Source organism: Gallaecimonas xiamenensis 3-C-1, from assembly GCF_000299915.1.
GTDB lineage: Bacteria > Pseudomonadota > Gammaproteobacteria > Enterobacterales > Gallaecimonadaceae > Gallaecimonas > Gallaecimonas xiamenensis.
Map to the genome: position 1 here is coordinate 80,571 of NZ_AMRI01000001.1, position 25,409 is coordinate 105,979.

The 25,409-nt window shown below is 62.5% G+C and carries 22 protein-coding genes and 2 tRNA genes; 8 read left to right on the top strand and 16 right to left on the bottom strand.

Going from position 1 to position 25,409, the window contains the following annotated elements; translation table 11 throughout:
• Positions 1-200 precede the first annotated feature (200 nt).
• From B3C1_RS20050 to B3C1_RS00425, 3 genes are all read left to right on the top strand, one after another.
• Positions 201-338 carry a hypothetical protein gene (locus B3C1_RS20050; RefSeq protein WP_156804408.1) on the top strand — a complete coding sequence of 46 codons (138 nt, stop codon included), beginning with the start codon at positions 201-203 and terminating at the stop codon, positions 336-338.
• A 115-nt stretch (positions 339-453) separates the two neighbouring features.
• The gene (locus tag B3C1_RS00420; protein WP_156804409.1) at positions 454-684 is read left to right on the top strand and encodes a hypothetical protein; all 231 of its coding nucleotides are present in this window, start codon (positions 454-456) and stop codon (positions 682-684) included.
• 22 nt (positions 685-706) lie between these two features.
• On the top strand, positions 707-1,468 hold the full coding sequence (locus B3C1_RS00425; protein WP_008482156.1) for a nuclease-related domain-containing protein: 762 nt from the start codon (positions 707-709) through the stop codon (positions 1,466-1,468).
• A 390-nt stretch (positions 1,469-1,858) separates the two neighbouring features.
• Here the strand turns inward: B3C1_RS00425 and B3C1_RS00435 are convergent, their stop codons facing one another.
• From B3C1_RS00435 to B3C1_RS20060, 3 genes are all read right to left on the bottom strand, one after another.
• Positions 1,859-2,791, bottom strand: a complete 933-nt coding sequence (locus B3C1_RS00435) for a chemotaxis protein (RefSeq protein ID WP_008482160.1) — start codon at positions 2,789-2,791, stop codon at positions 1,859-1,861.
• 115 nt (positions 2,792-2,906) lie between these two features.
• Positions 2,907-3,785, bottom strand: coding sequence for a spermidine synthase (locus B3C1_RS20055; RefSeq protein ID WP_008482161.1), 879 nt, complete (start codon positions 3,783-3,785; stop codon positions 2,907-2,909).
• Positions 3,782-4,414, bottom strand: a complete 633-nt coding sequence (locus B3C1_RS20060; protein WP_051012856.1) for a fused MFS/spermidine synthase — start codon at positions 4,412-4,414, stop codon at positions 3,782-3,784. Before B3C1_RS20060 ends, B3C1_RS20055 begins: the two co-directional genes overlap by 4 nt.
• A 223-nt stretch (positions 4,415-4,637) precedes the next feature.
• On the opposite strand from B3C1_RS20060, the gene B3C1_RS00450 reads away from it, so the two are divergent.
• A complete protein-coding gene (locus B3C1_RS00450) occupies positions 4,638-6,278 on the top strand; it encodes a hypothetical protein (RefSeq protein ID WP_008482163.1) in 1,641 nt (546 codons plus the stop codon).
• 45 nt (positions 6,279-6,323) lie between these two features.
• On the opposite strand, the gene B3C1_RS00455 is transcribed toward B3C1_RS00450, so the two are convergent.
• The 5 genes from B3C1_RS00455 to B3C1_RS00475 all read right to left on the bottom strand — a co-directional run bounded on the left by B3C1_RS00455 (position 6,324) and on the right by B3C1_RS00475 (position 14,616).
• Complete coding sequence (locus B3C1_RS00455) at positions 6,324-9,179, bottom strand: hypothetical protein (RefSeq protein WP_008482164.1); 2,856 nt, start codon at positions 9,177-9,179, stop codon at positions 6,324-6,326.
• A 192-nt stretch (positions 9,180-9,371) separates the two neighbouring features.
• Positions 9,372-12,353, bottom strand: a complete 2,982-nt coding sequence (locus tag B3C1_RS00460) for a hypothetical protein (protein ID WP_008482165.1) — start codon at positions 12,351-12,353, stop codon at positions 9,372-9,374.
• A 167-nt stretch (positions 12,354-12,520) separates the two neighbouring features.
• The gene (locus B3C1_RS00465) at positions 12,521-14,338 is read right to left on the bottom strand and encodes a DUF885 domain-containing protein (RefSeq protein ID WP_008482166.1); all 1,818 of its coding nucleotides are present in this window, start codon (positions 14,336-14,338) and stop codon (positions 12,521-12,523) included.
• 108 nt (positions 14,339-14,446) lie between these two features.
• Positions 14,447-14,523 (bottom strand) — tRNA-Val (locus tag B3C1_RS00470).
• A gap of 16 nt (positions 14,524-14,539) precedes the next feature.
• A tRNA-Val gene (locus B3C1_RS00475) sits at positions 14,540-14,616 on the bottom strand.
• Between the two features lie 270 nt (positions 14,617-14,886).
• Between B3C1_RS00475 and B3C1_RS00480 the strand changes: the two genes are divergently transcribed.
• The gene (locus B3C1_RS00480) at positions 14,887-16,428 is read left to right on the top strand and encodes a S8 family serine peptidase (RefSeq protein WP_008482168.1); all 1,542 of its coding nucleotides are present in this window, start codon (positions 14,887-14,889) and stop codon (positions 16,426-16,428) included.
• Between the two features lie 41 nt (positions 16,429-16,469).
• Here B3C1_RS00480 and B3C1_RS00485 read toward each other — a convergent pair whose 3' ends face one another.
• The 3 genes from B3C1_RS00485 to dacB all read right to left on the bottom strand — a co-directional run bounded on the left by B3C1_RS00485 (position 16,470) and on the right by dacB (position 20,312).
• The gene (locus tag B3C1_RS00485; protein ID WP_008482170.1) at positions 16,470-17,450 is read right to left on the bottom strand and encodes a DUF3080 family protein; all 981 of its coding nucleotides are present in this window, start codon (positions 17,448-17,450) and stop codon (positions 16,470-16,472) included.
• On the bottom strand, positions 17,447-18,820 hold the full coding sequence (locus tag B3C1_RS00490) for an MATE family efflux transporter (RefSeq protein WP_035480636.1): 1,374 nt from the start codon (positions 18,818-18,820) through the stop codon (positions 17,447-17,449). The genes B3C1_RS00485 and B3C1_RS00490 overlap by 4 nt, the downstream gene beginning before the upstream one ends.
• A gap of 82 nt (positions 18,821-18,902) precedes the next feature.
• Positions 18,903-20,312, bottom strand: coding sequence for a D-alanyl-D-alanine carboxypeptidase/D-alanyl-D-alanine endopeptidase (gene dacB, locus B3C1_RS00495; RefSeq protein ID WP_008482172.1), 1,410 nt, complete (start codon positions 20,310-20,312; stop codon positions 18,903-18,905).
• 69 nt (positions 20,313-20,381) lie between these two features.
• On the opposite strand from dacB, the gene B3C1_RS00500 reads away from it, so the two are divergent.
• From B3C1_RS00500 to B3C1_RS00510, 3 genes are read left to right on the top strand one after another with little or no spacing between them, the layout of a single operon-like run.
• Positions 20,382-20,960 (top strand): DNA-J related domain-containing protein, encoded by a 579-nt coding sequence (locus tag B3C1_RS00500; RefSeq protein WP_008482173.1) that lies wholly within the window; start codon positions 20,382-20,384, stop codon positions 20,958-20,960.
• Positions 20,961-21,566, top strand: coding sequence for a riboflavin synthase (locus tag B3C1_RS00505; RefSeq protein ID WP_008482174.1), 606 nt, complete (start codon positions 20,961-20,963; stop codon positions 21,564-21,566).
• Positions 21,567-21,617: 51 nt separating this feature from the next.
• A complete protein-coding gene (locus tag B3C1_RS00510) occupies positions 21,618-21,983 on the top strand; it encodes a hypothetical protein (RefSeq protein ID WP_008482176.1) in 366 nt (121 codons plus the stop codon).
• On the opposite strand, the gene B3C1_RS00515 is transcribed toward B3C1_RS00510, so the two are convergent.
• From B3C1_RS00515 to B3C1_RS00535, 5 genes are all read right to left on the bottom strand, one after another.
• Positions 21,964-22,566 carry an HD domain-containing protein gene (locus B3C1_RS00515; RefSeq protein ID WP_008482177.1) on the bottom strand — a complete coding sequence of 201 codons (603 nt, stop codon included), beginning with the start codon at positions 22,564-22,566 and terminating at the stop codon, positions 21,964-21,966. The genes B3C1_RS00510 and B3C1_RS00515 overlap by 20 nt on opposite strands.
• Positions 22,566-23,435 carry a serine hydrolase domain-containing protein gene (locus B3C1_RS00520; protein ID WP_008482181.1) on the bottom strand — a complete coding sequence of 290 codons (870 nt, stop codon included), beginning with the start codon at positions 23,433-23,435 and terminating at the stop codon, positions 22,566-22,568. The genes B3C1_RS00515 and B3C1_RS00520 overlap by 1 nt, the downstream gene beginning before the upstream one ends.
• Positions 23,429-24,400, bottom strand: coding sequence for a Gfo/Idh/MocA family protein (locus B3C1_RS00525; protein ID WP_008482182.1), 972 nt, complete (start codon positions 24,398-24,400; stop codon positions 23,429-23,431). The genes B3C1_RS00520 and B3C1_RS00525 overlap by 7 nt, the downstream gene beginning before the upstream one ends.
• A gap of 67 nt (positions 24,401-24,467) precedes the next feature.
• Positions 24,468-24,890, bottom strand: a complete 423-nt coding sequence (locus tag B3C1_RS00530) for a CBS domain-containing protein (RefSeq protein ID WP_008482183.1) — start codon at positions 24,888-24,890, stop codon at positions 24,468-24,470.
• Between the two features lie 84 nt (positions 24,891-24,974).
• Positions 24,975-25,373 carry a hypothetical protein gene (locus B3C1_RS00535; protein ID WP_008482184.1) on the bottom strand — a complete coding sequence of 133 codons (399 nt, stop codon included), beginning with the start codon at positions 25,371-25,373 and terminating at the stop codon, positions 24,975-24,977.
• Positions 25,374-25,409: the final 36 nt, after the last annotated feature.

The following is a 25,409-nucleotide window of genomic DNA, read 5'->3' on the forward strand; positions in this document are numbered from 1 at the left end:
CAGCGCTTCCTCTCCAGGCCCTGCCTAGGCGGCTTAGGCCGTTCGACATGTTGAAATCTCTGTTAGTGATGGACTCGTTCAGAAACAGGAATTGGCCCGGCTTTGCCGGGCATTTTTTTAGTGGCCTTTCCCCTGACCTGGGTCAAGGAAAGGGCAGCGGGCGGCCGTTAGGCTGGTCCCATCATCAGGAGGACGGTGCCATGCCTAAAAATCCCCAGGCCAAGCAGCCCCCCATCCAGGGCCAGGACAACCACTTTGCGCTGCTTTTTGCCCTCTACCATGACAAGGCCCCCAAGTCGCTGGCGCCGCCAGCCCCCAAGCAACCAGCACCTCATTAGTCTGCTGTGGGTACCAAGTGCCCCTTGCCCGGCGTTGCCGGGCTTTTTTGTTGCCGATTTTTTGACCGGCATCAAACATCTAGCTTTGCCCAGGGGCTAGGCTTGGAAGCAGGAAATGACAGGATGCATTCCCATGCCTTGCACCCAGCAGCTTATTCAGCGCTACCCCGAGCTTCGCGAGCATATTCAAAACCTTGGCACCGACAACCTGCGCCTGGCCACGGAGATGAGCCAGCAAAGGCCCGATTGGGGCTGGGGCGCGGATTGCAGCCGCCAATTGTGCAACCAGTGGTTGCCTGAAGGGGAAGAAGACCCCTGTCCCCCTCCTTTGCCGCTGGCCTGCTAATGGCGTTACATGGCCCGCTGCCATGCTGAGCCTTTGGTGGCTGCTGCTGCCCTTGGCCTTGGGGCTGTTGGTACGGCTGCCGGCGCCGGCGTCTTTGACCGGGGCCCAGGGGGAGCGCAAGCTGGCCCGGCTGCTGGCACGCCACCTGGACGAGCGCTACCTGGTGGTCCATGACGTGACCCTGGCCATAGACGGCTCCACCACCCAAATCGACCACCTGGTATTGTCGCCGTACGGGGTTTTCGTGATTGAGACCAAGACCTACAGCGGCTGGATCTTCGGTAGCGAACACCAGGCCCAGTGGACCCAGCAGCACTATCGCCACAAGACCCGTTTTCAAAACCCCCTTCGCCAAAATTACAAGCATGTGCTGGCGGTCTGCCGCCAATTGGGCCTGCCTGCCACCCAGGTCCATTCCGTGGTGGCCTTTATGGGCAGCGCCCGCTTCAAGACTGCCATGCCCGCCAATGTCTGCACCGGCGCCGAGGTGCTGATCTATATCCGAGGTTTTCACCAGCCCTGTTTTGGAGACGCTGTTGTCAGCGCCCTGGCCAGTCGCCTTGAGAGGCGGCGCCTGGCGCCGGGCCGGGCCACCACCAAGCAGCATCTGGCTAACCTCAAGGCCGCCGAGCAGGGCCAGCCGTGCCCGGCCTGCGGCGGCGCCATGGTGCTCAGAAAGGCCAGAAACAGCCAAGAGCGCTTCTGGGGTTGTCGCCGTTTCCCCCAATGCCGGGGCACCCGCCCCCTTGTGCTGCCAAGCCTGACCGATAGCAACCCCCTGTAAGGGAGGCGCTTATGCTGTGCCGCGAACCGCAAAAGGTCAGTACCACCCTGGACGCAGAGCAGTATGAAGGGAGCAGGCGGGACATGAGGCTCAAGCCCTATCCCGAAGGCCGCCATTGGAAGATCCACTGCCCGCTTATCCCGGTCATAGAAAGCACCAACCAGGCCTATTACCTGGAGCACCAGAGTGATATGCCGTGGTTGGCGAGGCCATGGCCGCCCTTAGCTGGGTGGCGAGTAGGGCATTGGGGATTGGATGACAGGTTGGTTTAGCAGCCGTGATTTTCGAAAGGTGCGCCGCTCGTAGGATTTCAGGGTCGGGGTGACCCCCTCGGCCCAGCTCATCACCTTTTCATTAAAGGGATAAAAAAGCAGTCCTGGGCTGCTTTTTTCAGACGTCAACCAACTTGCTGGCCACTCCCGACACCACTGTGCCGCTATTGACATGGAGGGCGCCGCGCAGCATGCCGTGCAGCAGCTCGGCGGCGTCGAATTTGGTAAGGGCCTCGTTGGCGCCCACCTGATGGGCCTGGTCCAGGCTCATCTCGCTGGACAAGGAGGTGTGCAGTATCACGTAGCTGCCCGCCAGCCTGGGATCGCTGCGCACTTCAAAGGTCAGCTCGTAACCGTTCAGGCCCGGCATCTCTATGTCGCTGACCAGGATATGGAAAGGCTGATTGGTGGCGGCGGCTTCGCGCATCATGCCAAGGGCCCGGCGCCCATCCCCGCAACATTCAAAAGGAATGCCGGCGTAATTGAGGGCGTCTGACAACTGCTTGCGGGCCACCGCCGAGTCGTCCACCACCAGGATACGGTGGTTGCGCAGCAGTTGCTGGTCCTCGTGGGTCACGTCGGCATAGAGCTGCTCGCCCATGACCGGGAAGATGTGGGAGATCAGCATTTCGGTGTCCAGCAACTGGATAAGCTTGCTGTCGAAGTCGGTTACCCCCGATACAAAGATGTTCTTGCCCGACGTGCTGGGCATGGGGGTGATATCGCGCCAGTCGCACTCGATGATCCGCTCAATCTTGCGCACCATAAAGCCGATCAATTGACGGTGGCAGTCGGTGACGATGATAAAGCAGTTGGGCAACTCCTGGGGCTGGATCGGCCTATAGCCAACGGCAGCGGCCATGTCGATCACCGGAATGGGGTTGCCGCGAATGGGCGCCGAGCCCAGCACTGTCGGGTGGGCCTTGGGGATCACCGTCAACGGCTGGTAGGGCACGATTTCCCTGACCTTGAGGGTGCCAAGGGCGAAGGTCTGGCGCTCGTTGAGTTTAAACAGCAGCAGCCCCTGGGACTTCTGACCGGTCTTCGTCATGAATTCTGATGCCTTTGGTTTATCACGGGTCGAAAAGGGCCGGTCCTTGAGCCACCCAGCCTTCAACGGGATAAAGCGACCAAAAGCGCAGCAAATTTAATGACTTTGCTGATTTTTACTGGCGCTGCAACAGGTTAGCGGGGGCGTACTGGTCGGTCAGTACCCTGGCGTCCTGGTCCCAGTCGGGGTCTGTGCCCAAAAGGGCGGGGTAGTCTGCCAGGGGTATGCCATAGGGGGCAAGGCGTGGGGCTAGTGCCTCGGCACGGCGCTGCAGTAGATCCGGGTCGGGCAGGGAGCCTTGGCTGGCAATGATCACCCGGCTCAGGGTGACCTTGGGTTGGCGAAAGTTAAGGAAGGGGCCGAACACGGCCCTGTAGGTGGCCGACTCGTGGTGGTAGAGCTTGGAGCTGGAAAAGGTATTGGCCACCAGCACGCCGGCGGGGCTGAGCAGGGCTTTGACCTCTTCAAGAAACTCGCGGGTCATCAGGTGCTCGGGTATGTAGTCGCCGTTGAAGGCGTCCAGCAGTATCAGGTCGTAGTGGGCCTGTTTTAGGCCGGCCCTTTTGACGAAGACCCTGGCGTCGCTCACCGTCACCTGCATGTTGGCGGCTTCCTTAAAACCAAAGTAGGCCTTGGCGACCTTTACCACGGCCGGGTCAATTTCCACCACGTCCAGGCTGGCCTTGGGATAGAGCCGATGAAGCAGGGCCGGCACAGTGCCGCCACCCAAGCCCACCATCAGGATTTGCTGAGGCTCGGGGTTGAGCAGCAGGCCGGCGAAGGTCATCCGTACATAGGGAAACACCAGCTTGTCGCTATCCAGGTATTGGCAAGTCTGGTTTTGGTCACCACGGATTGCCGCAAAGACCAAGCAGCGTCGGCCGTCGGCCTCCACCACGGAAATGTCCTGATAAAGGGATTTCTCCCTATGTACGGTGCGGCCTTGGGCAGCCAGGCTGAGCAGCGTCAACAGCAGGTAGACGGCGAGTCTCATAGCCACTTCCTCAGGCTGATGGCCAGCAGGCCGCAGCAGGCCAGCAGGGCGATAAGGGTCCAGATAATGGCGTTGACCTCGAACCAGAGCACCAAATAGAAGGAGGTGGCCAAGGTGCCAAGGGCGCTGCCCAGGGTGGAGACGAAGTACAAAAAGCCGGCCACCTGGCCGCTGTGCTGCTGATGGCGAACCAGCAGGCGTACCGAGTAGGGGGCTATCATGCCGAGAATAACGGTGGGCAGCAGAAACAGGGCGCTGGCGGCAACCAAAGAGCCGTAGCGGGGATCGGCCAGGGCAATAAAGACCTGCTCCATCATGCCATCGCCGGCCAAGACTATGGGCAGCAGTGCCAGGGCCGACAACAGATAAAAACTGCCATAGCGGCCTAAACCGGGCTCATGCAATGACAACCTGCCGCCGATAAGGTAGCCAAGGGACAAGGCCACCATAAACACGGTGATGATACTGCCCCAGACGTAGATGCTGGAGCCGAAGTAAGGCGCCAAGATCCGCCCTCCCAGCAGTTCCACGGCCATGATGCTAAAACCGCTGGTAAAGGCCAGGGTGAATACCAGGGGAGGCAGGCCGGCGCTTTTGGCGGCACGGCATTGGGTCAGGGTGTCTTCCATGAGGAACTCGGCGAAAAAAGCATGCCCCATCTTGCGGTAAGGACAGCGCTGGCCGCAACGGCCACCCCGAAGGGACTTGTGCGGTTCGTCCTGAATTTTTGGCGCTTCATCCAGCTTGTCTCCATCTGGGCAAGGGGCGGGCCGCCCGCCCCCTTTGGGCCCTTCAGCTCGTTAGAACGGGCTCGAAGAGCCGGCCAAGGCAGCAGCGAACAGAGGAGTAAGGATGTATCCGGAGCGGGACTTTCTGATTAACACTTTCGATAACGGCGGTTATAACCAAGCCCAGCTGATCGCCCCCAAGAGCCGGCACCAGGGAGACTTGCTGTGGCAAACCAACCTTGAGGGCAGCACAGGGCGTGTGCTGCTGACCGAGGTTCTGGACGGGGGCCGCTTCTTGGTGGTGGACTGGAACGCCAAGGTGTACCTGGGCAACCCCTACCTGCGCCGCTGCCGATTGCTGTGCGATCTGAAAGGCAATGTCTTTGTCCAGGCCTTGGTGAGCCGCGACAAGAGCACCCTCTATCTGTGGAAAATGGACGAAGATCAGGGCAATTGGCTGCACCGGATCTGTCTGCGCCAAGAGCGGCTGGAGGCCAGCCTGGACCTGGACGCAGCCTATCTGGTTCAGGAGTTGGACGAAGACAGCCTGGATATGGGCATCAACAGGCCCTTGCGGCTGTTCGAGCGCCACGACGGCCAGTTGCTGTTCTACGACATGGACGCTCACACTCCCAACCACGGCCTGCACCTGGTGGACCCCCAAAGCGGCGCCAGCCAGTTCTTTCCCCTGTCCCACCCGGTGGCAGACCGCAACTACGAAGCGGCGGCCTTGGCCATCGACCCCAGTGGCCGCTATCTGGCCATGGCCTGCGCCGATCCCCAGGCCCTTTGCCGGCAGGATGGCGGATTCCAATACCTGGTCAAAACCGTCGATGTTGAGCGCTTTGTGGAGGGTGAGCCGCTGCTGGCCCGCATCTTCAGCGCCGCCGAGCTGGGTGACAGGGCCGCACCTTTGCGCACATTGGGGGCCGCACGCCATGTCGAGTTGGGTGACTATTACGATCGCCTAAGCACCATCGCCTTTACCGCCGATGGCGGCCTCTGGTTGACCTGGCGGGACGGTAAACAAAGCCGTCTTGGCCTGGATGGGGCAATGTTGCCACTGTTTGCCCCCCGCCCCCTTTTAGGCTGGAATGAGCCTTTCGACCTCAAGCGCCAGGCTCATGATCTTTACCAGGCCGCCAACCACTGGCTGGCCAGCGGCGCGGGCAGCACCGAGGCAGAGCTGGCTTTCGATATTCCGCTGATACCGCTGCAGCAGTGGCTGACGGTGGCCCCCGATATGGCCCATCAGTTGGCGACCCTGGACGCCACAGTGTTGCCGGTTCGGGACTGGCAGCAAGACGTCGATATTCTGGCCACCCTGGAACAGCTGGAAAGGCTGATGCTGGATGTGGCAAGCCTGGTCAAGCGCAAACGCCTGACCCTGATCTTTGACGACCCCAAGGGCCAGTACTGGGATGAAAAAGCCTTTGTCGAGCGGGCCCTTGGCTGTGTCGGCGGCGCCGAGATCCTGGCGCGGGTGCTGCGCAGCTTCCTGCTCTGCCCCGACGCCGGCAGCCTCTACAGCGACGAAGGTATGACCCCGGCCCTGGCCCATATGGCGGTGGCCCTGGCCTGTGAGGACGTCCGCTATATCGACGAGCTGCGGGCTTATCTGTGGGCCATCGACCTTAGCCACCAGGACCACTTCGATGACCATTGGCTCTGTGAGGCCCTGGGCCGTGCCCACCGGGGGCACCCACAGCTTGAACGCCTGCTGGGCGAGGTGCGTTCCTGCTTTTTTGAGCAGGTGTTCGACTGAATCGCCGAGTCGAAAAAGGGGCCACAGGGCCCCTTTTTTTTATTGTCAGGCCAGCAGGCTCCAGCCTTCCATCAGCCCGGCCAGCTTGTCCTGCTCGGCGATACTCAGGGTCTCCAGCACCGAGGTCTGGTCTTGCTCTTGCAGCCGGTAGAAGAGGCGGCGTACCTGGGGGGCCGGCAACTGGCGCAAGGCAAAGCGCAGCAGCAGATCCTGGCGCAGGGGCAGGGCGCAGAGGCGTTCGAACAGGGCTTCCTCGTTTTGGCTCTGCTCCCCATACAGGCCCAGGGCATCATCGCTGGACAGGGCGGTCAGGGGCAGCAGCCCCTGGTGGACTCGGGCATAGGCCAGGCCCTGGTGAGCCGATACCAATTGGTAGCCGCTCAAGCTGTGGTTGAGCAGCAGGGTGGCCAGGCGGTCGGCCATGGCCTTCGGCAGCAGCCAGAAGTAGTGGCCCGGGCTTAGCAGGTGTTCCTGATCCAGGCCGGCCAAGGGTCCCTGGCCCAGAGCCTTGAGGGCGCTGTCGTCGTCGCTCTGGCCTTCGATGTAGCAGCGCAGGGCCTCCAGGGTTGGTGCCACCCAATCCGGGTCAGCGAGGTTGGCCTGGATAAAGTGGCCAAGGGCCCGCCAGAAGGGGGCCATGGCCAGGGGCACCTGGGGGTGGCGCAGGTGCAGCAACAACTGGAACTGCCATTGACGCTGTTCACTGCGCCGGCCCAGGCCCCGGAACAGGGCTTCGGCAAAGGGCGGCGAGGCGGCGCAGTTGTCCAGCAAGGCCAGCAGTGGCTGCCAGGCCGCCGGACCATTGCCGGGCAGCAGGGCCTGGCGCAGGTGGGTGGCGGCGGTAAAGGCGCTCCATTGACTGCGGGGCACCCCCAGGCGCAACAGCGGTTCCCCCATATGGCGTATGTCCAGCAGTTGCTGCTGGTAACCGGGGCACTCCAGGGCCACCAGGCTGGCGATCAAATACTGGGGAGCAAGGTAAAGCAGCAAGTCCAGGAAGCGCTGCGGAGTCTGACCGCCGAGGCCGGCGCCGGCCAGCCAGTAACAGGCGGCCAGCTGCGGCAGCAGCGCCGCCTCTGCCAGCAGCCGGTAGCCGGGCTGTTGGTCTGAATAAGGCGCCTCGGGGTGCAGCCAGCGCAGCAGTTGACCCTTGAGGTGAGAGGCGTCGCTGGTCTGGCCCTCGCCGGCCAGGTAGAGGGCCAGGCGCTGCTGGTCCGCATCGCTTATGCCTTCGTCGTTGTGACTGTCCTGGCAGCGCAGCTGGGCCAGCACCGCCTGGAACAGATCGCCGGCCAGGTGCTGGGCCAGGTAACTGGCCATGGCTTCTTGGTCAAGGCCTGGGGCATCTTTGGCCAACAGGTAGGCCCCATAGGTACGGGCCAGGGGCAGATCGGGAAAGCCGGCCGGAGCCAACTCCCGGGGGTGCTCGGCCAGCAGCCTGGCCAGAACCTGGGCGCTGAGCTGGTAGGGGCGTTCGGCCAGGGAACACAGATCGGCCATCAGGGAGCGGGGTTTGGCCGGATAGCGGGCGACAAAGGCATCTTCTTCCAACAACTGGTAGGGCTTTATCACCTGCTCAAGGAGCCCCTGGGGCCAGATTGGCCGGCCCAACAGCCGATGGACGATGTCCAGCAACCTCAGGTATTGGTCTTTGGCGTCAGGGGCACCCCGTTCCAGGCGGGTCTCGGCGGCGGCCAGCAACAGCGGTGCCGCTTCGGTCAGGGCCTGGTTGGTCAGGGAACTGACACCTTCGTCGGCCAGCCAAAAATCCAGGTAATCGTAAAAACCCGGCGCCTGCTCCCGTTCCAGGGCGGCAAAATCAAAGGCGGCGAGGTTGTCCAGAGCCGGGCTATTGTCCCCGGTCTCCACATAGCTTTGCAGGGCGGCGCCGTCCGGCAGGCTGCCCACAAAGGTCAGCAGATCCAGGTAGGCCTCGGGGACTTCCACTTCCCGTTTGTCCTGCACCCAGCCTTGCCGTTCGCGCTCGCAAATGGCGGTCAGGGGGTATTGGGCTTCACTAAGAATGCTGTCGAGCAGCTGCTGGGCATGGTGGGCCAGGGGCAAATCCAGCCAGGGCAGGTGGGCCAGCAGGGTGGCCTGTTGCTGGTGGTCCAGGTGCCAGAGGTTGGGCTGGTCCCAGCTGTCCAGATCCTGGTAGAGGGCCAGCACCGGGTTCAGCTCCTCGTGGCGATGGCTCAGCAGCATGGGGGCGGCCAGCAGGCGGCGCTTAAGCTCGTCCTTGAACCAGCCCAGATCCTCCGGGTGTTCCTGCAGGTGCTGGGCCAGGGACGGAAGCCGGTTGGCGCTGTCGCTCAGTTCAGCATACATGGCCCGGCGAAAATGGCCGTTGTCGCACCACAGGTAGGCTTGGATCAGTTGCCGCTCCCAGCCTTTACGTTTGAGCAGATCATAAAGAAAGCTGCGATAGGGCCAGTAGTGGTGGCTGTCCCAACTGGGGGTGAAGAAGTGGCCGAGCAGATAGCTGTATTGGGGCAAGACCCTGGCCAGCACATAGAGGGCCTCGGCGCCGAATACCTGGTCGTGGTCGGCCAGCAGCAGGGCGCTGTCGTTGACCCGGCGACTGTAGGCCACCATGGCCTGGGCCGTGGCTACCACCTCCTGATGCAGCTCGGCGCGCACCAGGGCGGCGGCAAACAGCAGGGTTTCCCCCAAGGGGTGCAGCCCCAAGGCCAGGGAGCGCTCCAGCAGCGGCTTGTTGATGGTCAGATCGTCGACGCTGAGCGGCTGGCCGTTGTCGGCGTTGCGAAAGTCGAGGATCAACCGGCCGCCTTCGAAGGCCTGGTGGCTGTCCAGCAGTTGGCGATATTGGGCCAGGGCGGCGGCCAGGCTCGCCGAGGAGTCCAGCTGTACCCAAAGGGGACTCAGAAGTGGCTTTGTCATGATCGCTATCTGTTATGAAAAAGCCCGGCCCAAGCCGCCGGCTACCCTGGTAACACAAGGCTATCCGCGTGATTGGAAAAGACTTTTTGCTATTGCTCTTAACAGCGTTAAGGCGACTGAGACGGGCCTGAGGTGAAGCGGCGATAGCGGGGGACCATGCCGGTCCGGGCAGCGCCGGACCGGCATCTGTCTTTATTTCAGTAAATGCCGATATTTAACGGTTAGGGGCAAGGCCTTCTCGCGGATGCGAAGGTCGCTGTCCTGGCGTAGCAGGGCCAGCATCTTCAGGCCTTGGGGCTCCTTGGCGATGAGCTTGAGCAGGTTTTGCTTGCTGACGCTGTTCATGGCGGTAAACCAGCTGGTCTCGGCCTTGGGATCCAGGCGGCGCAGCACGCTGCGGCAGACAAACTCATCGAACTGAAAGAGCGCCAGTTCCAGTAGCTGCTGGGGGGCCGCTCCCTGGCGCTCCAGTTGCTCAAGGGCGTAGCGGTCCAACTCGATGCGGTTATCCTCCCAGCGGCCGTAGCGCTTGTTGCTGGGGTAATGGCGCCAGTCCAGGCAGCCCAGTTGCAGCCACAGCAAGCTGCGCCAGTCGCTATCAAAGAGGCAAAAACCCTCTACCCCCAACCCCAGGAACAACTGCGCCAAGCGGTCGCCGGTGTCTTTGGGTAGCAGCCAGAGCATGTCGCTCAGCTGCACCTGATGGGGGTTGTAGCGCCCCAGGGCCAGTTCTTCCATCAGGCACTGGTCCTTGATGGCCGCCAGGGCGTCGGCCAGGGGCAACTGCCCTTGCAGGTAGCCTTGCAGCTGGCCAAACAGGGTCTCGCCGCCGAGGCCGGGCAACAGGTTGAAGTCCACAAAGCGGCGTAGCTGGGTCCAAAAGAGCGGCCAGGGGAAGGGCTGGCCGCAGCGCAGGTGCAAGGCCATCTGGAACCAAGCCTGCACCTCTTCGCCGGCCAGGGCCAGGTGGCCAAGCCAAGCCTCGGCTGCCGCCGGGTGCTGGCCGTAATAATCGAGCCGGCCCAGCACTTTTTGCCAATAGCAGGGCTCATGGTTGCGAGGGTGCAATGCCTGCTGGTAATGGCCAAAGGTTGCCAGCAGTTCCAGCAGATGGGCCGGCACCGACAGCTGGGCCAGGAAGGCGTAGCAGGCCTCTTCATCCTGGGACGGGCTGAAGTCGTCCTGGGGCTGGTACCAGTCCGGCGCCTGGCTGGCGTCGGCAAACCAGCCGTTGGGGTTGGTCTTTTGGGTCTGGCGTACAAAGCGGCTCAGGGTAAAGACCGGGGCCAAGGCCAGCAGCAGCGCAAAAAGCCGCTTGGCCTCGGCCGCCGGGGTGGCGGCCAGCAGCTGCCAAAAGAGGCTGGCCAGTACCGGCTCGAGGTCGTCTTGTTCCAGCCATTCATAGGCCGGCTGGCTGGGGCTGTAAGGGGCCTCCTTTGCCAAAGCCTGGCCAAGGGCCGCCGCCGTTTCCTCTACGGCTTCGCCGCTTTGCAGGTAGCGCTCAAGGGCCTGGCAGCAGGGCTTTGGAAGGGCTGCTGAGCTCAAGGTTGCCCACCAATCTTTTACCAGCTGCTGGCCAAGATAAGCCACCAGGGCAGCCTCGCCCTGGTGCTTAGCCAGGTGATAGGCGGCAAAGGCCCTGGCCTTGGGGCTGTCCGGCCAAAGCTCAGGGGCGGGCAGGGGGCCGCCCAGCTTGGCCTCGATAGCCTGCATTGCCTTGAGGTTAAGCCCTTCTCTTGCTGCCAGCAGCGCCTGTGCCAGCTTGTCCTGGGCTGGCAGCGAACGGTGGCGGCTTTGGCTAAGGCTGAGGTCGATGTCGTACTGTTTGGCCAGGTCCTGGTAGAAGCTGGCCGGCCACTGGGGGTGGGCCAGCAGGGCGTCAAACACATCCAGCAACCGCCAGTAGATGTCCTGGTCTTTGGCCGTCGCCAACAGCCGTTCCGCCCCCATCAGCACCAGGCCGATGTTGCCGGCCATGATGTCGCAAGAGAGCTCTTGCGGGGAGTCATTGGCTACCCAAAACAGCAGGTGCTCGTAGAGATCCGGGGCCTGGGCGCGTTTGAGCTTTCTAAAATCAAAAGGCGGGTACTGGCCAAGAAAGCGGTTGTCGCCCCCTCGCACCACATAGTCTATCAGTGCCTGGCCCCTGGGCAGACTGGCGAAAAAGGCCCGCAGGTAGTCCCAGCTCCGGTCTGGGGTTGCCGCTTGGTCCTCCTCTTCAGCAAGCTGGGAATGCCAGTCGAGGCGATCGCTGTCGCTGATGATGACCCAGGGGCCTTGCCCTTCCTGGCGCAGCCGTTGCAAAAGGGCGCTGCCGTGCTGGGCCAGGCTCTGGCCGCACAGCAGCTGGGTATCGAGGCGGGCAACCAGATCATCGTTGTCATAATTGCGCCAGCCTTGTTCGCCCCAGCTGTCGAGGTCGTAGAAGAAGGCCATCAGCAAGGAGGGGAAGTCGGTGTACTCTTCTCTGTCACTGAAAGCCAGCAGCGGCACTGCCCTTAGCCGCCTGACCAGGCTGTTTTGGAAGGCGGCCAGGGCCTCGGGGTGGTGGGTCAGGTGGCTGGCCAGGGACGGCAGTGGCGTTGGGTGCTCTTCGCCTCCGTCGTACATGGCGCGGCGAAAACGGTCGTTGTCACACCAGAGGTAGGCCTTGATAAGGTCCTGGGTCCAGCCCCTTTCCTGCACCAGGCGATAGAGCAGCATGCAGCTGGGGTAGTCCAGGTTGGTGTCCCAGTAGGGTACCAGGGCATGGCCCAGCAGGTAGCTGTATTGGGGTAGCTGCCGGGCCAGCAGGTAAAGGGCAAACACCGCGAATTGCTGCTCGCCGTCTTCGTCGGCAAAGAGGTAGGCGCTGTCGTTGACCCGGCGGCAATAGGCCACCATGGCCCTGGCGGTGGCCGCCACCTCGTCGTTGAGTTCAGGGTGGGCCAGGGCGGCGGCAAACAGCAGCATGTCGAAGCTGTAGTGGATCTCCCACTCGTCAAAGCAGGCCAGCAGCGGCAGGGCTTGGCTCCAGTCGTCCCGGTCCTGGCGTTCCTGAACTGCCAGGTAGTAGCTGTCAAAGGCTTGGTGGTTATCCAGCAGAGTACGAAACTGGCTGAGGCTGGCTTGGAGGCTGGCAAGGTTGCCGGGCTCTATTTCGAGGTAACGAACGGGGTTGTGCCTTAACGACATGGCAATCCTTTTGCGAAGGGCTTGGCCCTTTTCCTTTGACTGTGAGGGGGCTTTATACCGCAATAGGGCGGCGAAGGCAGAAGGAAAGCTGAGGCGAGGTGGTCTGGCTGGTTAAAGATCCAGCAAAAGGGCAGAAAAAAGGCCGGTTATACCGGCCTTTTTCCCGTTTAGGCTTGGTGCTCGGCGATGTAGCGGTCAACCAGCTGTTCCAGCACGTCCAGGGGCACGGCGCCGTTTTTCAGCACCAGATCGTGGTAGTCGCGCAGGTCGAACTTGTCACCCAGGGCGGCCTTGGCCTTTTCACGCAGGGACAGGATCTTCATCATCCCCACCTTGTAGGCGGTGGCCTGGCCGGGCATGACGATGTAGCGCTCTATCTCCGCTACCACGTCGCTCTCGGCCATGCCTGTGTTGTCTTTCATATAGGCGATGGCCGCTTCGCGGGTCCAGTGCTTGTGGTGGATACCGGTGTCCACCACCAGGCGCACCGCCCGGAACAGCTCGGCTACCAGGCGCCCTATGTTGTCGTAGGGGTCCTTTTCAAAGCCCAGCTCCCAGGCCAGGTACTCGGCGTAAAGGGCCCAGCCCTCGGTGTAGGCGGTGAAAGGGGACATACGCCGGAAAAAGGGCATGCTGTCCTGTTCCATGGCCAGGGCAATCTGGAAATGGTGGCCGGGAATGCCTTCGTGGTAGGCCAGGGTACGCATGCCAAAGCGCGGGGTGGCCTTGATGTCGAACAGGTTGGCATAGAAGCGGCCGGGGCGGCTGCCGTCCAGGGAGGGCTGCTCATAGTAGGCGCCGGGAGCGGTCTTTTCCTTGAACTGGGGAATGCGCACCACTTCCATGCCGGCCTTGGGCCTGATGCGAAAGGCCTGGTCCAGGCCGGCGCTCACTTCGTCCAGTATGGTCTGGTAGTCGGCCAGGATCTGGGCGCGGCCAGCGTCGGTGTCGGGGTAGTAGAAGCGCGGATCGGCGCTGAGCTGGTCCATGGCGGCGGTAAAGCCCTGGCTGACGTCACGGCCTTCGGCGGCCAGTATGGCCAGGATCTCACCCTGGATGCGGGCCACTTCCGACAGCCCCAACTGGTGGATTTCGTCGGCGCTCATGTCGGTGGTGGTGTAGATCCGCAGGGCCTGGGCATAGGCCTTGTCACCGTCCGGCAGATGCCAGAGGCCGTCGTCGGTACCGGCCTTGTCCTTGAGCTTGGCAAAGTAGTCAATCAGGTGCTGGTAGGCCGGGTATACCTGGCCGCTGATGGTGGTTTCGGCCTCGGTCAGCAGGGCGTCCTGGCTGGCCGTGGGCACCTTTGTGTCGGCCAGTTTGCGGGCCAGGGCCTGGTAGAGGATGTTGTCGGTGACCGGGGTGGCCACAAAGGCCTGCATTTCGTCCAGCACCCGCTCGATAACAAAACGGGGCGGGATTATGCCCTTGTCTTCACGTAGCTGAAGGCCTTCAAGAACCTGGCCGAACTTGCGATCAACCGCCCTGAGACGGGCCAGGTAATACTGGGCGTCTTCCTCGTTTTGTACCCTGTGCTGACCGTCCATAAAGCTGGGAAAGTTGCTCTGGGCCCCAAACAGCTGGTTGACTGGGTAGTTGTGGTAGCGGTAGGGCTCGGCGGCCTTGGCGCTGTCCAGCAGGTACAGGGCGATGTCCTTGGACAGCTTGTCTTCGCTGCTCAGGTCGCTGTCCGGGTATTGGTTGATGACGTCACGGATCTGGCTGACTTTGGCGAACAGTTGGTCGGCCTTGGCCGGGCTCTCGTCGTCCAGCTCGGCGTTGTGGCCCTTGATGCCCAGGTTTTCTAGGAAACCAAGGGAGGTGAGGGTTTCGGGGCTTTCAAAGGCCAGCTTCAGCACTTCCCGGTCCAGGAAGGCGCGGAAAAAGAAGGGTTTCTTGGCGTACCACTCGTGGGCGGCCAGGCCCCCGGCCGCCAGGATCAGCAGCAGCAGGGTCAGTCCCAGCCTCTTGAATAATGTCTTCACGTTGCAGTTCTCCTTTTGCACTGCAACGACACTAACAGATTGTTAACAAAAGGGAAGTGTAAGGGGAGCAAAACAAAAAGCCCGCTCAAGGAGCGGGCTTTTGCGATTTGGTACACCCGAGTGGACTCGAACCACCGACCCCTACCATGTCAAGGTAGTGCTCTAACCAACTGAGCTACGGGTGTAAAGCAATCTGAATTTTGGTACACCCGAGTGGACTCGAACCACCGACCCCTACCATGTCAAGGTAGTGCTCTAACCAACTGAGCTACGGGTGTATCGCCAACCTACCGGCTGGAACGGACGCCAATAATAGCGATGCTCTTTAGGCTGGGCAAGTGCAAAAGCAACGGCAAGCATTTGTTTGGCGAGCTTTTATGCAGACTGGGCCAAAAGGGCCCCTGTGATCTCTCTCATAAAGCCTTAAATACGGCGTTTGTTTCTTAATTGTTAACTAAAAGTTTGGCTTTGGTGGTGCCATACTGCTGGCACAGGGAAGAGGGGATGCCGAGGGACTGGCTTGATAACCATAACGAGGAAGCCACTTCATGCAGAGCAAATACCTAGCGCCGCTGGCTGCGGCCGTTTCCCTGGCCTTGATCGGCACCGCCCAGGCTGACGAGCGCTATATCGTTGCCTTCAAAGAGGGTAAGGGGCCACAGGTCAAGGCCGCTGCCCAGGGGCTGGGAGGCCAGGTTAAGCTGGAACTCAAAGCCCAAAACGCCCTGGCCATGGCCTTGCCGGCCCAGGCCCTCAAAGGCTTGCAGAACAACCCCAATGTGGACTTCGTCGAAGCTGACGTTAAACGCTATCCCCTGGCCCAGACTGTGCCTTACGGCATCACCATGGTGCAGGCCCCCCTGGTGTCCGATGCCTTCGCCGCCAACCGCACCGTCTGTATCATCGACTCGGGCTACGACAACAGCCATGAAGACTTGAGCAGCAATAGCGTTACCGGCAGCAGCGATCCCACCGGCGCCGGTGACTGGTTTGATGATACCAACCACCACGGCACCCACGTGGCCGGCACCATAGCCGCCTATGACAACAGTGTCGGGGTAGTGGGGGTCAATCCCCATGGCACCCTCAAACTCCATATCGTCAAGGTCTTTGACGAAAACGGCTGGGCCTACTCTTCGTCATTGGTGGGAGCCCTCAACAAGTGCGTCGAGAACGGCGCCAACGTCATCAACATGAGCCTGGGTGGCTCCCTCAAGAGCCGCACCGAGGACCAGGCCTTTACCCAGGCCTACAACAACGGTGTACTGAGCGTGGCTGCTGCCGGTAACGACGGCAATACCCGCCATTCCTACCCGGCGTCCTACAACTCGGTGATATCGGTGGCCGCCATCGACCAGAACAAGGCCCATGCCGACTTCTCCCAGCGCACCAGCCAGGTGGAGCTGTCGGCCCCCGGGGTCAGCGTGCTGTCCACTGTGCCCATGGGCACGGCCCTGGTTGCCAGTGCCAGTGTTGGCAGCAGCGACTTTGAGGCTATCGGCATGGAAGGCTCGCCCCTTGGCAGCCCCAGTGGCGCCCTGGCCGACTGCGGCACAGGGGAGAGTACCTGTGATGCCGACCAGAAGATCTGCCTGATCGCCCGGGGCAACATCAGCTTTGCCGACAAGGTACTGGCCTGCCAAAACGGCGGCGGCCTGGGTGCCATCATCTACAACAACGAGCCAGGCGCCTTGAATGGCACCCTGGGAGAGGTGGTGACCGCCATTCCCTCGGTTGGGGTGACTGCCGACGACGGCGCCCTGATGCTGGGGCAGTTGGGCCAGAGTGCCACTGTCGACATAGGCCAGGGCAACTATGCCTACTATGACGGCACCTCCATGGCCACCCCCCATGTGGCCGGTGTGGCTGCCCTGGTGTGGAGCCATCATGACAGCTGCTCTGCCGCCGAGATCCGCAGCGCCCTGACCGCCACCGCCGAAGACTTGGGCGTTGCCGGCCGTGACGACAGCTTCGGCTACGGCCTGGTGCAGGCCAAGGCGGCGGACGACTACCTCAGCGCCAATCCCTGCGGCAGTGGCTCCGGCGGTAATGGCGGCAACCCAGGCAAAGGCAAGGGCGGCAAGAAATAGGCTGTTGCCTTGATGAAAACGCCACCCTAGGGTGGCGTTTTTTATTGCCCGGGGCGCAGCCCGCAGCGGCCAAGAAAATCCTGCCAGGCCTTGGTGTGGCGGTCGATGGCGGCCTTGAACTGGCCGCTAAGACTCTGGGGTTCAGGGCTTGCCAGCAGCGCAATGGCGGCAAGGTCCGGGTGGGGTAGGGCGTCCACCAATGGCCAGAGGCTTTCCTTCAAGGCCCTGTCGGCACTTTGCAGCCGGCCCAGATAAGGCTGGACCTCCTTGCCGTAGTAGCTGAAGAAGAAGTCCCTGACCCGGCGCGCCTGCTGTCCCGGCTTGCCGTTGACGCACAGCAACTTGGGCCCCTGGTTATTGATAAGGGCGGTGGCCGCGTCCAGGGCGTAGCGGGCGTCGCTCAGGGCCTGGTTGACCCGGGCCAGTGGCCTGGCACTGGCAAAGCGGCCCAGGCTGGCTTCCAACCGGGCCTGGCCTTTGGGGTCCGGCCCCTGGCGCAGGCGGTACAGATCGCTAAAGAGGCTCTGGGCATCGGCAATACCGGCAAAATCCCCGGGGCCGCGCCGGTCGTGGTGCCAGTTGGCTTTGAAGGCTTGGTCCTCTGCCAGCAGCTGCCAAAGCACCAGGGGCAGGGCCTGGGTCTTTTGCGCCGCAAGGTCTGTGACCAGGGTCTGAAGGTCCGAGTCTTCGGGGTGGCAGGCGTTCAGGCCTTCCAAGAGGGTCAGCTCATAGAGCAGCCGCTGGGAGGGCGGTGCCGTTTTGCCAAGGGGGGCGTTGCGCTCGCCGATAAGACCCAGGAGATTGCAGTGGCGCAGGGCAAAGGTCTGGCGCAGGTTGATGGTGAGTTGGGGAACCGCCAGGGCCCAGGCCCTGCCGCCGCCTTTTTCAAGGAGCGGCGGCGAGAGGGCCGGGGCCTGGGTGTCCAGTACTGCCGCCAGCCTTTGGGGATAGCTGGCCAGGGGCGTAGGGGCCGGGTTGCAGCCGGTCAGCACCAGCGCCAGCAACCAGGCCCCCTTTTTCATGCCACCACTTCCAGGGGGATCTGCGCCTGGGCGCTGCGTTTGTGCAGTACCCTGACCCGCAGCACCAGCATGATGGCGGCGCTGGTCAGGCCGGCGATAAAGCCGATCCAGAAGCCGTGGGGCCCCATGGCCGGACGGATAAGGTCAGTCAGGCCCAGGGTATAACCCAGGGGCAGGCCAATGCCCCAGTAGGCCACCAGGGTAATGAGGAACAGCGCCTTGGTGTCCTTATAGCCACGGATGGCGCCGCCGGCCACCACCTGGAAGGCGTCCGGCAGTTGGTAGATGGCGGCCAGCAGGATCAGCTGGGACGCCAGGGCCAATACCGCCAGGTCGTCGGAGTAGATAGTGATGATGCGCTCGGAGAAGAACACCGTCAGCAAACAGGTGGTGACGGCGATGATCTGCCCCAGGGTATAGCCGGCATAACAGACCTTCTTGGCCTGCTCCGGGTGGCCTTCGCCCATGGTATGGCCGACCCTGATGGTGACGGCAATGGCCAGGCTCATGGGGAACATGAACATCAGGGAGCTGAAGTTGATGGCGATCTGGTGACCGGCCACCACCACGCTGCCCAAGGGGGAGATCAGCAAAGCGACCAGGGCGAACAAGCTCACCTCGAAGAAAATGGCCAGGGCTATGGGAATACCGATCTTGGCCAGGTGCAGGATCACTTCTTTGTCCGGCTTGTGCAGCTGGCGATAGAGGCCGATGTGGCGATAGCGCTTGGACAGCAGGGTATAGGCCAAAGCCGCAAAGAACATGAACCACATCACCAGGGCCGTGGCCAGGCCGCAGCCGGCGCCACCCAGCTCGGGCATGCCGTACAGACCATGGATAAAGATGTAGTTGGCCGGAATATTGACCAACAGGCCGCAAAAGCCGATGACCATGGTGGGTATGGTATGGCTCATGCCTTCTACATAGTTGCGCAGGCTGTTGTACAGGGCAAAGGCCGGCAGGCCAGCGCAGATAAAGTAGATGTACAGCTCAGTTTTCTTGGCCATGCCCGGCTCAACCGCCATCTTGTCCAGCACCAGGGGGGTGAGGGGAGCCAGGGCGATGATAAGCACTGTGATGCCAAGGGCCAGCCAGGCCCCTTGCTGCACTATGGCGGCGATGGGACCGTCGTCCTTGGCGCCGTGATGGTTGGCCACCATGGGGGTCAGGGCCATGCAGATCCCCAGCACAAAAAGGGCCATGGGCCACCACAGGCTGGCACCCACTGCCACGGCGGCCATGTCGGTGGCGCTGACCTGGCCGGCCATAACGGTGTCGACAAAGCCCATCAGGGTTTGGGAAAGCTGGGCGACCAGTATGGGGGAAGACAAACGTAACAAACGCCCCATTTCATTGAACATAGACGGCATCCAGAAGGGAAAGATAGGTCGGCGGCATTGTACTGCCTCAGTGGGACCCAGGTCAGCCCAATACCACCAATGGTGCTTTGGCTCAGCCAGCCTGATAGAGGGCGTTGAGCAGTTCCCGTTCAAAGTCGGTCAATTGCCGCTGGGCCGCCTCTTCGTCCGACCCCGGTGCCAGGCCAAAAGTCATCAGTGCAAAGAGGTAGCGCTGCCCTGAGGCGGCGGTGAAGTAACCGGCCAGATTGCTGCTGCCGTTGAGGGTACCGCTCTTGGCCTGGACATTGCCCTTGAGGGGCGGGCTGGTCAGGCTGTGGCGGTACTTGAGGGTGCCGCTGATGCCGGCCAGGGGCAGGCCCTGGTAGCTGGCCAGCTCGGTATGGGCGGCCAGAAAGGCCAGCACCGCCCCAAGGTCCCTGGCGCTGACCAGGTTGTCCCGGGACAGGCCTGAACCGTCCACCAAGGTGGCCGGTGCCAGGGTGATACCGGCCTTGTCCTTGAGGGTGGTTCGAACGGCCCTGGCCCCCAGGGCGAAGGTGCCGGCCAGGCCGCTTTGGCGGCCCAGGGTCTTGGCGATATTGTCGGCGTAGAGGTTGTCGGAGTCGGCCAGCATATGGGCCAGCAGTTTGCCAAGAGGTTTGGAGTGCAGTACTGCCAGGGGCTGCCATTGGCCCTTGGCCCTGTCCTGGCGGCGGATCTTGCCGCTAAGGCGCAGGCCCTGGCGGCCCAGTTCCTGGTCCAACACCCCTTGCACATAGGCGCCGGTATCGTTGACGGCGAAATTCAGGGGCCAGAGCCGGCGCTGGTCGGTGACGCAGCCGTGCAGGTGGTAGTGGTTGGCCGGGCCCCTGTCCACCATCAGGCCACATTGGCGGCGCTGCTGCTCTTCGAGGCTGACCGCCGCCACCTTGCTGGTCACGCTCACCGGCTGGTGGGGCGGCACATAAAAACGGGTGCCCTGGTTTTCAAGGCTGAGGCTGGCCGCCACACAATTGTGGTCCAGGGTCAGGCTGGAGGCCGGGGCGCTGTAGCATACCGCCAGGTTGTCCCAGGGCCAGCCCGGGCCCCGCTCGTAACCGCCAAAGGCGCTGCCATCCAACAACAGATCCCCTTGGATACGGGTAATGCCCTTGTCCTTCAAGGCCCTGAGCAGCGATACCAATTGGGGTCTGTCCAGATCCGGGGCGCCGCTAAAGCGTAGGCGAAGGTCTCCCTGCCAGCTGTTGCCCTGCTGGTGGCCAAGGCCCTCAAGGGCGGTGTCGAAGCGAAAGTCGTCCCCCAGGGCCAGCTCGGCGGCCAGGGCGGTAAAGAGCTTTTGGGTGCTGGCCGGGGGCAACAGCAGGTCGGCGTTATGGGCCACCTGTAATTGGCCTTGGCCCAGGGGCTGGACATACAGTGCCACCTGGCTGCCGGCCGGCGGTTGGGCCAGGCGTTCTTGCCAAGACTGGGCTTGAAGAGGAAGGCAGAGCAGGGCAAGGAGCCCAAAAAACAGGAAACGCATGGAGACGGCCTTTTGATTCAACGCTTTGCCATGATGCCACGGCTGTCATCCCCATGTTACCTTTGGCCCATGGAAAATCCCCTGAACGGCGCCATCCTGGCGCAACTGGCCGAGCACCCCCAGGGCCTGAGCGAATACGCCCTGTTGCAGGCCCTGGCCGGCCATCCCTTTTTACAGGCCTTGGATCAGGGCGGCGATCTGGGGCTCTTTCGCCGCCACTTTGCGTTGATGAACGGCCTTTACCAACTGCGCCAGCGCCTGGCGGCAGACGGCTGGTGGCTGGCCATCTCGGCCCTCAATATCCAGTTGCAAAGCGCCCAGCCCACAGATGCAAGCCTTACCAGCCATGACCCCCTCGGCGCTTATTACCTTGACTGGCAAGAGTTGGACAACACCGACGCCGAGGCCGTCGAGACCCTGCTGCACGGCTTTTGGCGCCGCTTTGCCGGGGAAGAGCGGGCCCAGGCCCGGCAGGACGCCCTTAGCCAACTGGGGCTGGCGCCGGACGCCGACTGGCGTATGATCAAGAGCCGTTTTCGGGCCCTGGCCGCCCGCCACCACCCGGACAAGGGTGGTGACAGCCAGCAATTTATCCGTATCCGCCAGGCCTATGAATGCCTGGCGACCAGCCGCAACAGAGGTACTTAGATGTTTACCGGCATAGTTCAGGGCACAGGCCAACTGGTGGCCGTCACCGACAAGACCGACTTTCGCACCCACGTGGTGCGATTTCCTGCCGAACTCCTTGGCCAACTGGAACTGGGGGCCTCGGTGGCCCATAACGGCTGCTGCCTGACCGTCACCAAGGTGGACGGCCAAGAGGTGCATTTTGACCTTATCAAGGAGACCCTCCAGGTCACCAACCTGGGCGCCCTGGCGGTGGGGGACTGGGTCAATCTGGAGCGGGCCGCCCGCTTCGGCGACGAGATAGGTGGCCACGCCATGTCCGGCCATATCCACTGCACCGCCGAGCTGGTGGACATTATTCAAAGCCCCGACAACCGTACCCTGCGCTTTGCCCTGCCTGAGCCCTGGCGCAAGTACGTGCTGACCAAGGGCTACATAGGTGTTGACGGCATTTCCCTGACGGTGGGCAAGGTGGCAGAGGGCTGCTTTGAGGTGAACCTTATCCCCGAGACCCTGGCCCGCACTACCCTTGGCCAGAAAACCCTGGGGGCAGCCATCAATATCGAAATCGACCCCCAGACCCAGGCGATAGTGGACACGGTGGAAAGGGTACTGGCCAACCGCTAAAGGCGCTTTGCCTTTGGCCGATAGGGTGGCAACTGCACAAGGAGTCAGCGAATGTTACCCCTGGTTGAACGTGTTAATGCCGGCCTGGCCCAGGCCCCGGTCAAGCTTGCCAACCCCATGGCCGAGGAAGCCACTGGCCAGGAAGAGGCCGAGCAGATAGACCCCAACGATCCCCTGTCCATGCTCAAGCAGCGCATCAAGGAGCTCAAGGAGAAAGCCAAGGAGCTGGAGGAGCAGATCAAGGCCGTGGAAGACAGCGGCCTTGGTGAAGAGCAAAAGTCGGCCCAGCTCGACGCCCTGCGCCAACAGTTGCTGGAAGTGCAAGGCGCCCTGATGGACGCCTACAACCAACTGGCCGAGCAAAGCCGCAAGCACGGCGGCGGCAGTGTCGGCAGCCTTATTGCCACCCTCGCTTGATGGCGGCGGCCAGGTTGGCCCTGGCCTGTTTTTCCCGCCGCTCGAAAAAATAGTTGCTGTGATAGAGCCTGGGCGCCCTGGCGATGCTGCGTAGCACCTTGGCCCTGCCTGCCTTGTACAGCAGGCTAGGCACATGGCGGTATTCTTCGCGGATCTGCTGCTGGTAGCGGTCAAAGGCCTGTGGGTCGGCTCCCAGTATGGCCAGGTCCAGATCCAGCAGATAGCCCTCGTCGGCGCTGCTGGGCTGGGCCGGGTGGGCGGTCAGGCGCACCAGGTGGGCCACCTTGGCCACCACGTCCTCGGCCTCCCCCAGTTCGGTCAACCAGTACTGGGCCCACAGGGCGCTTTGGGCTTCGTTGTCCTTGGCCTTGGGGTCATAAATCACATCATGAAACCACAGGGCCAGCTCCACGGCGTCGCCGTCGTCCAATTGATCTTTCACCTCGTCCAAGAGCGCCAGGCAGTCCTGGATATGGTCCAGGTTGTGGTAATGGCGGTGGGGTTCCTGGTAATGGGCCACCAGGGCTTCAAAGGCGGCTTCCCCCTTGGGGAAGCGGGCCAGCCAGCGGGATTTTAGGTCCATCAATCGTCCTTAAGCTGCCTGCGCAGATTGTCTTCGTGGAAAAAGGCCCGGTTAATGTCGTCCAGTCGCCAGGACACCGACTCCAGTACCACCAGGCTTTGGCCCCTATCCCAGGTCAGCAGGGACTGGTAACCAGGCACATAGCCAACATGGCTCACTTCACTGCCCTGCAATTGTACCCCAAAGCCATAGCCCAGTTGGCCCCAGCGGTAGGGCCGCTGCTGCCAGGGGTGGGTCATGGCCTGGTAACTGGCCGGGCTCAGCAGGTTCCCCTGGTGCAGGCACAGGTTCCAATGCCACAGATCCCGGGCACTGGCCACCAGGGTACCGGAGGCCTGCTCCCGGGGCATCAGCGCCAGGGTGTCTACCGGCGTCAGGCGGCCGTCAGGTTGCTCCTGTGCCCCGGTAATGGGGCTGCCCCCCAGCATGGCGCAGCGCCGGTAAAGGCCCTTGACCAGGGCACTGAAAGGCTGCTGGCGGACCTTGGCCAGGGCTTGGCCCAAGAACTGGTAGCCAAGGTTGGAGTAGGCAAAACGGCTGCCGGGGTTAAAGGCCAGGGGCTGGCCTTTGGCCTGCACGCCGCTGCTGTGGTCAAGGAGCATGCGCAGGCTCACCTGGCTGGCCCAGGGCGCCTTGAGTTCGGGCAGGTAGCGGCCTATGGGGTCGTCCAATTGCCAAAGGCCGTCGTCCACCCCTTGCAGCACCAGGGCGGCGGTGAGCTGCTTGCTGACAGAGCCAATCACATAGGGGGCGTCGATATCCCCCTGGCTAAAGGTGAGCTCCCGGCCCTTGGCCACCAGCACCACCCCCTGCAAGGGGCGCGGCGCCGGGCTCAGGCTGAGGGCGCTGGCCAGCAGCAGGCTCAGCATCCCTTGGCTTTGGCCAAGATCTGGTCCACCACCACCTGGTTGGCCCGGGAGTCGGCAAGGCTTACCCCTTGGGCGGCCTCGCCGCCGATGGCCTGGCAGAGGTTATTGACCATGTTCAGGTAGTGGTCGCCGTTGCCGAAAAAGCGGCTCTCACAGTGGCTGCCTTTGTCGGTGTAAAGGTCGACCCGGGCGCCGTGGGGGCCGTCCATGGGGTTGAAGGGGGCGTTCATTTCGATGCGGCCCAGCTCCCCGTGGATACTGAAGTACTGGCTGCGTTCTTGCTGGGTGCCGCAGTAAAAGTTGGCGCGGGCACCGCCAAAGTCCAGGTTGAAGTCCACGAAGCGGTCTATGCCGTAGTCCGGGTCCAGCTCCAGGTGGGCGTCCAGCAGTGTCGGTTCCCCCAGGGCCATGCGCCCGGCAATGATGGGGTAGACCCCCACGTCCCTCAGGCCGCCGCCGCCCATGTCAGGGTGGTTGCGAAAGTCGCCGTCTTTCTTGTTGAAGTAGGTGAAGTGGCCGCTGGCCTTATAGATGCGGCCAAGGCGGCCTTCGGCCAGCAGGCTTTTCACCCAGTCCCACTGGGGGTGAAAGGCGATCATAAAGGCCTCCATCACCCGCTTGCCGTGGCGCTTGGCTGCCTCTGCCACCAAGTCGATATCGGCGGCGGTCAGGGCCATGGGCTTTTCCACCAGCACGTGCTTGCCGGCGGCCAGGGCCTTGAGGGTCCATTCCACATGGAGGTGGGTGGGCAGGGGGATATAGACCACATCCACCTCTGGGCAGGCCAGCAGCGCCTCGTAACTGCCAAAGGCCAGGGGGGCGCCCTGGCGCTCGGCATAGTCTTGGGCCCGGGCCAGGTCGCGGCTGGCAACCGCCTGCAGGGTACAAAGGGGGGATTTGTTGATGGCCGGCAACACGAACTTGTGGCCAATCTTGGCAGTGCTGAGGACGCCGAAACGCAGCATGGCAACTCCAGATAGCGATGATGGCGCTACCCTAACCGCCCCTGGCCCCCAGGTCAAAACCTGGGTTTTACAGCTGGGCCGCCAGCAGGATCCGGCTCAGGCGCACAAAATCCGAAGAGGTCAACAGCCCGGCCAGGCGGCCGTCGGGGTGCACCACCGGCAGGCAACCGTGGCGGTGGGCCAGGAAGAAATCCGCCACCTGCAGTAGGGGCGTGTCGGGGGCAACACAGGCCGGGTCCTTGGTGAGCAGCTCCTTGACCGGTTGCTGGCTTTCCCGCCGTTCCAGGGCATTGGCACCATAGGTGGCCAGCAGCCGGATAACGGCGGCGATCAGCGCCTTTTGGGTGAGCATGCCGACAAAGTTGTCGCCGTCCATCACCGGGATATGGCGTATGCCCTTGTCCCGCATCAGGTCGTGGGCGTCTTTGAGGCTGGCCTCAAGGGGCAGGGTGATGAGCTCCCGGGTCATGATGTCGGCGGCGGTTTGCATGCAAGGCTCCTTGTCAGAAAAGTTCATCAGACCCCAGTCTAGCCAGCTGCGCCCTGATCTGGCGCAAAGGGCCGGCCTTGGGCGTCAGTATTCCAGCTCTGCCTGGCACTGGCCCTTGAACGACGAGGTAAAGGACAGCAGCAGCGGCGCCATCAGCAATACCTTGACGACAAAGAACGGGCAGAAAACGAGGCCGCACAGGCTGCCAATCCTGACGGCAATGGGCCTTCTGGTGCTCAGGCCCTTAAAAACCAAGGTAAGGCCCACCAGAGTCAGGAACAGGATACCCAGCACCTCGAAGGCATCCACCCTGGCCGGGTCGGCTACCCCAAGGCGCAGCCAAAAGGCACGCAGGAAGGCCGAATCCCGGGCCGCTTCGTTGAGGCAGTCACTGACCACGGCAATAGCGATGACTAAGGCAACCAGCAAGGTTGCCAGCCAGGTGCCGGCCTGAGACAACCTGAAGGTGGTGGTACTGGGCATGGGCTCTCCAAGGTCAGGGGCGCGGCAACGGCGCCG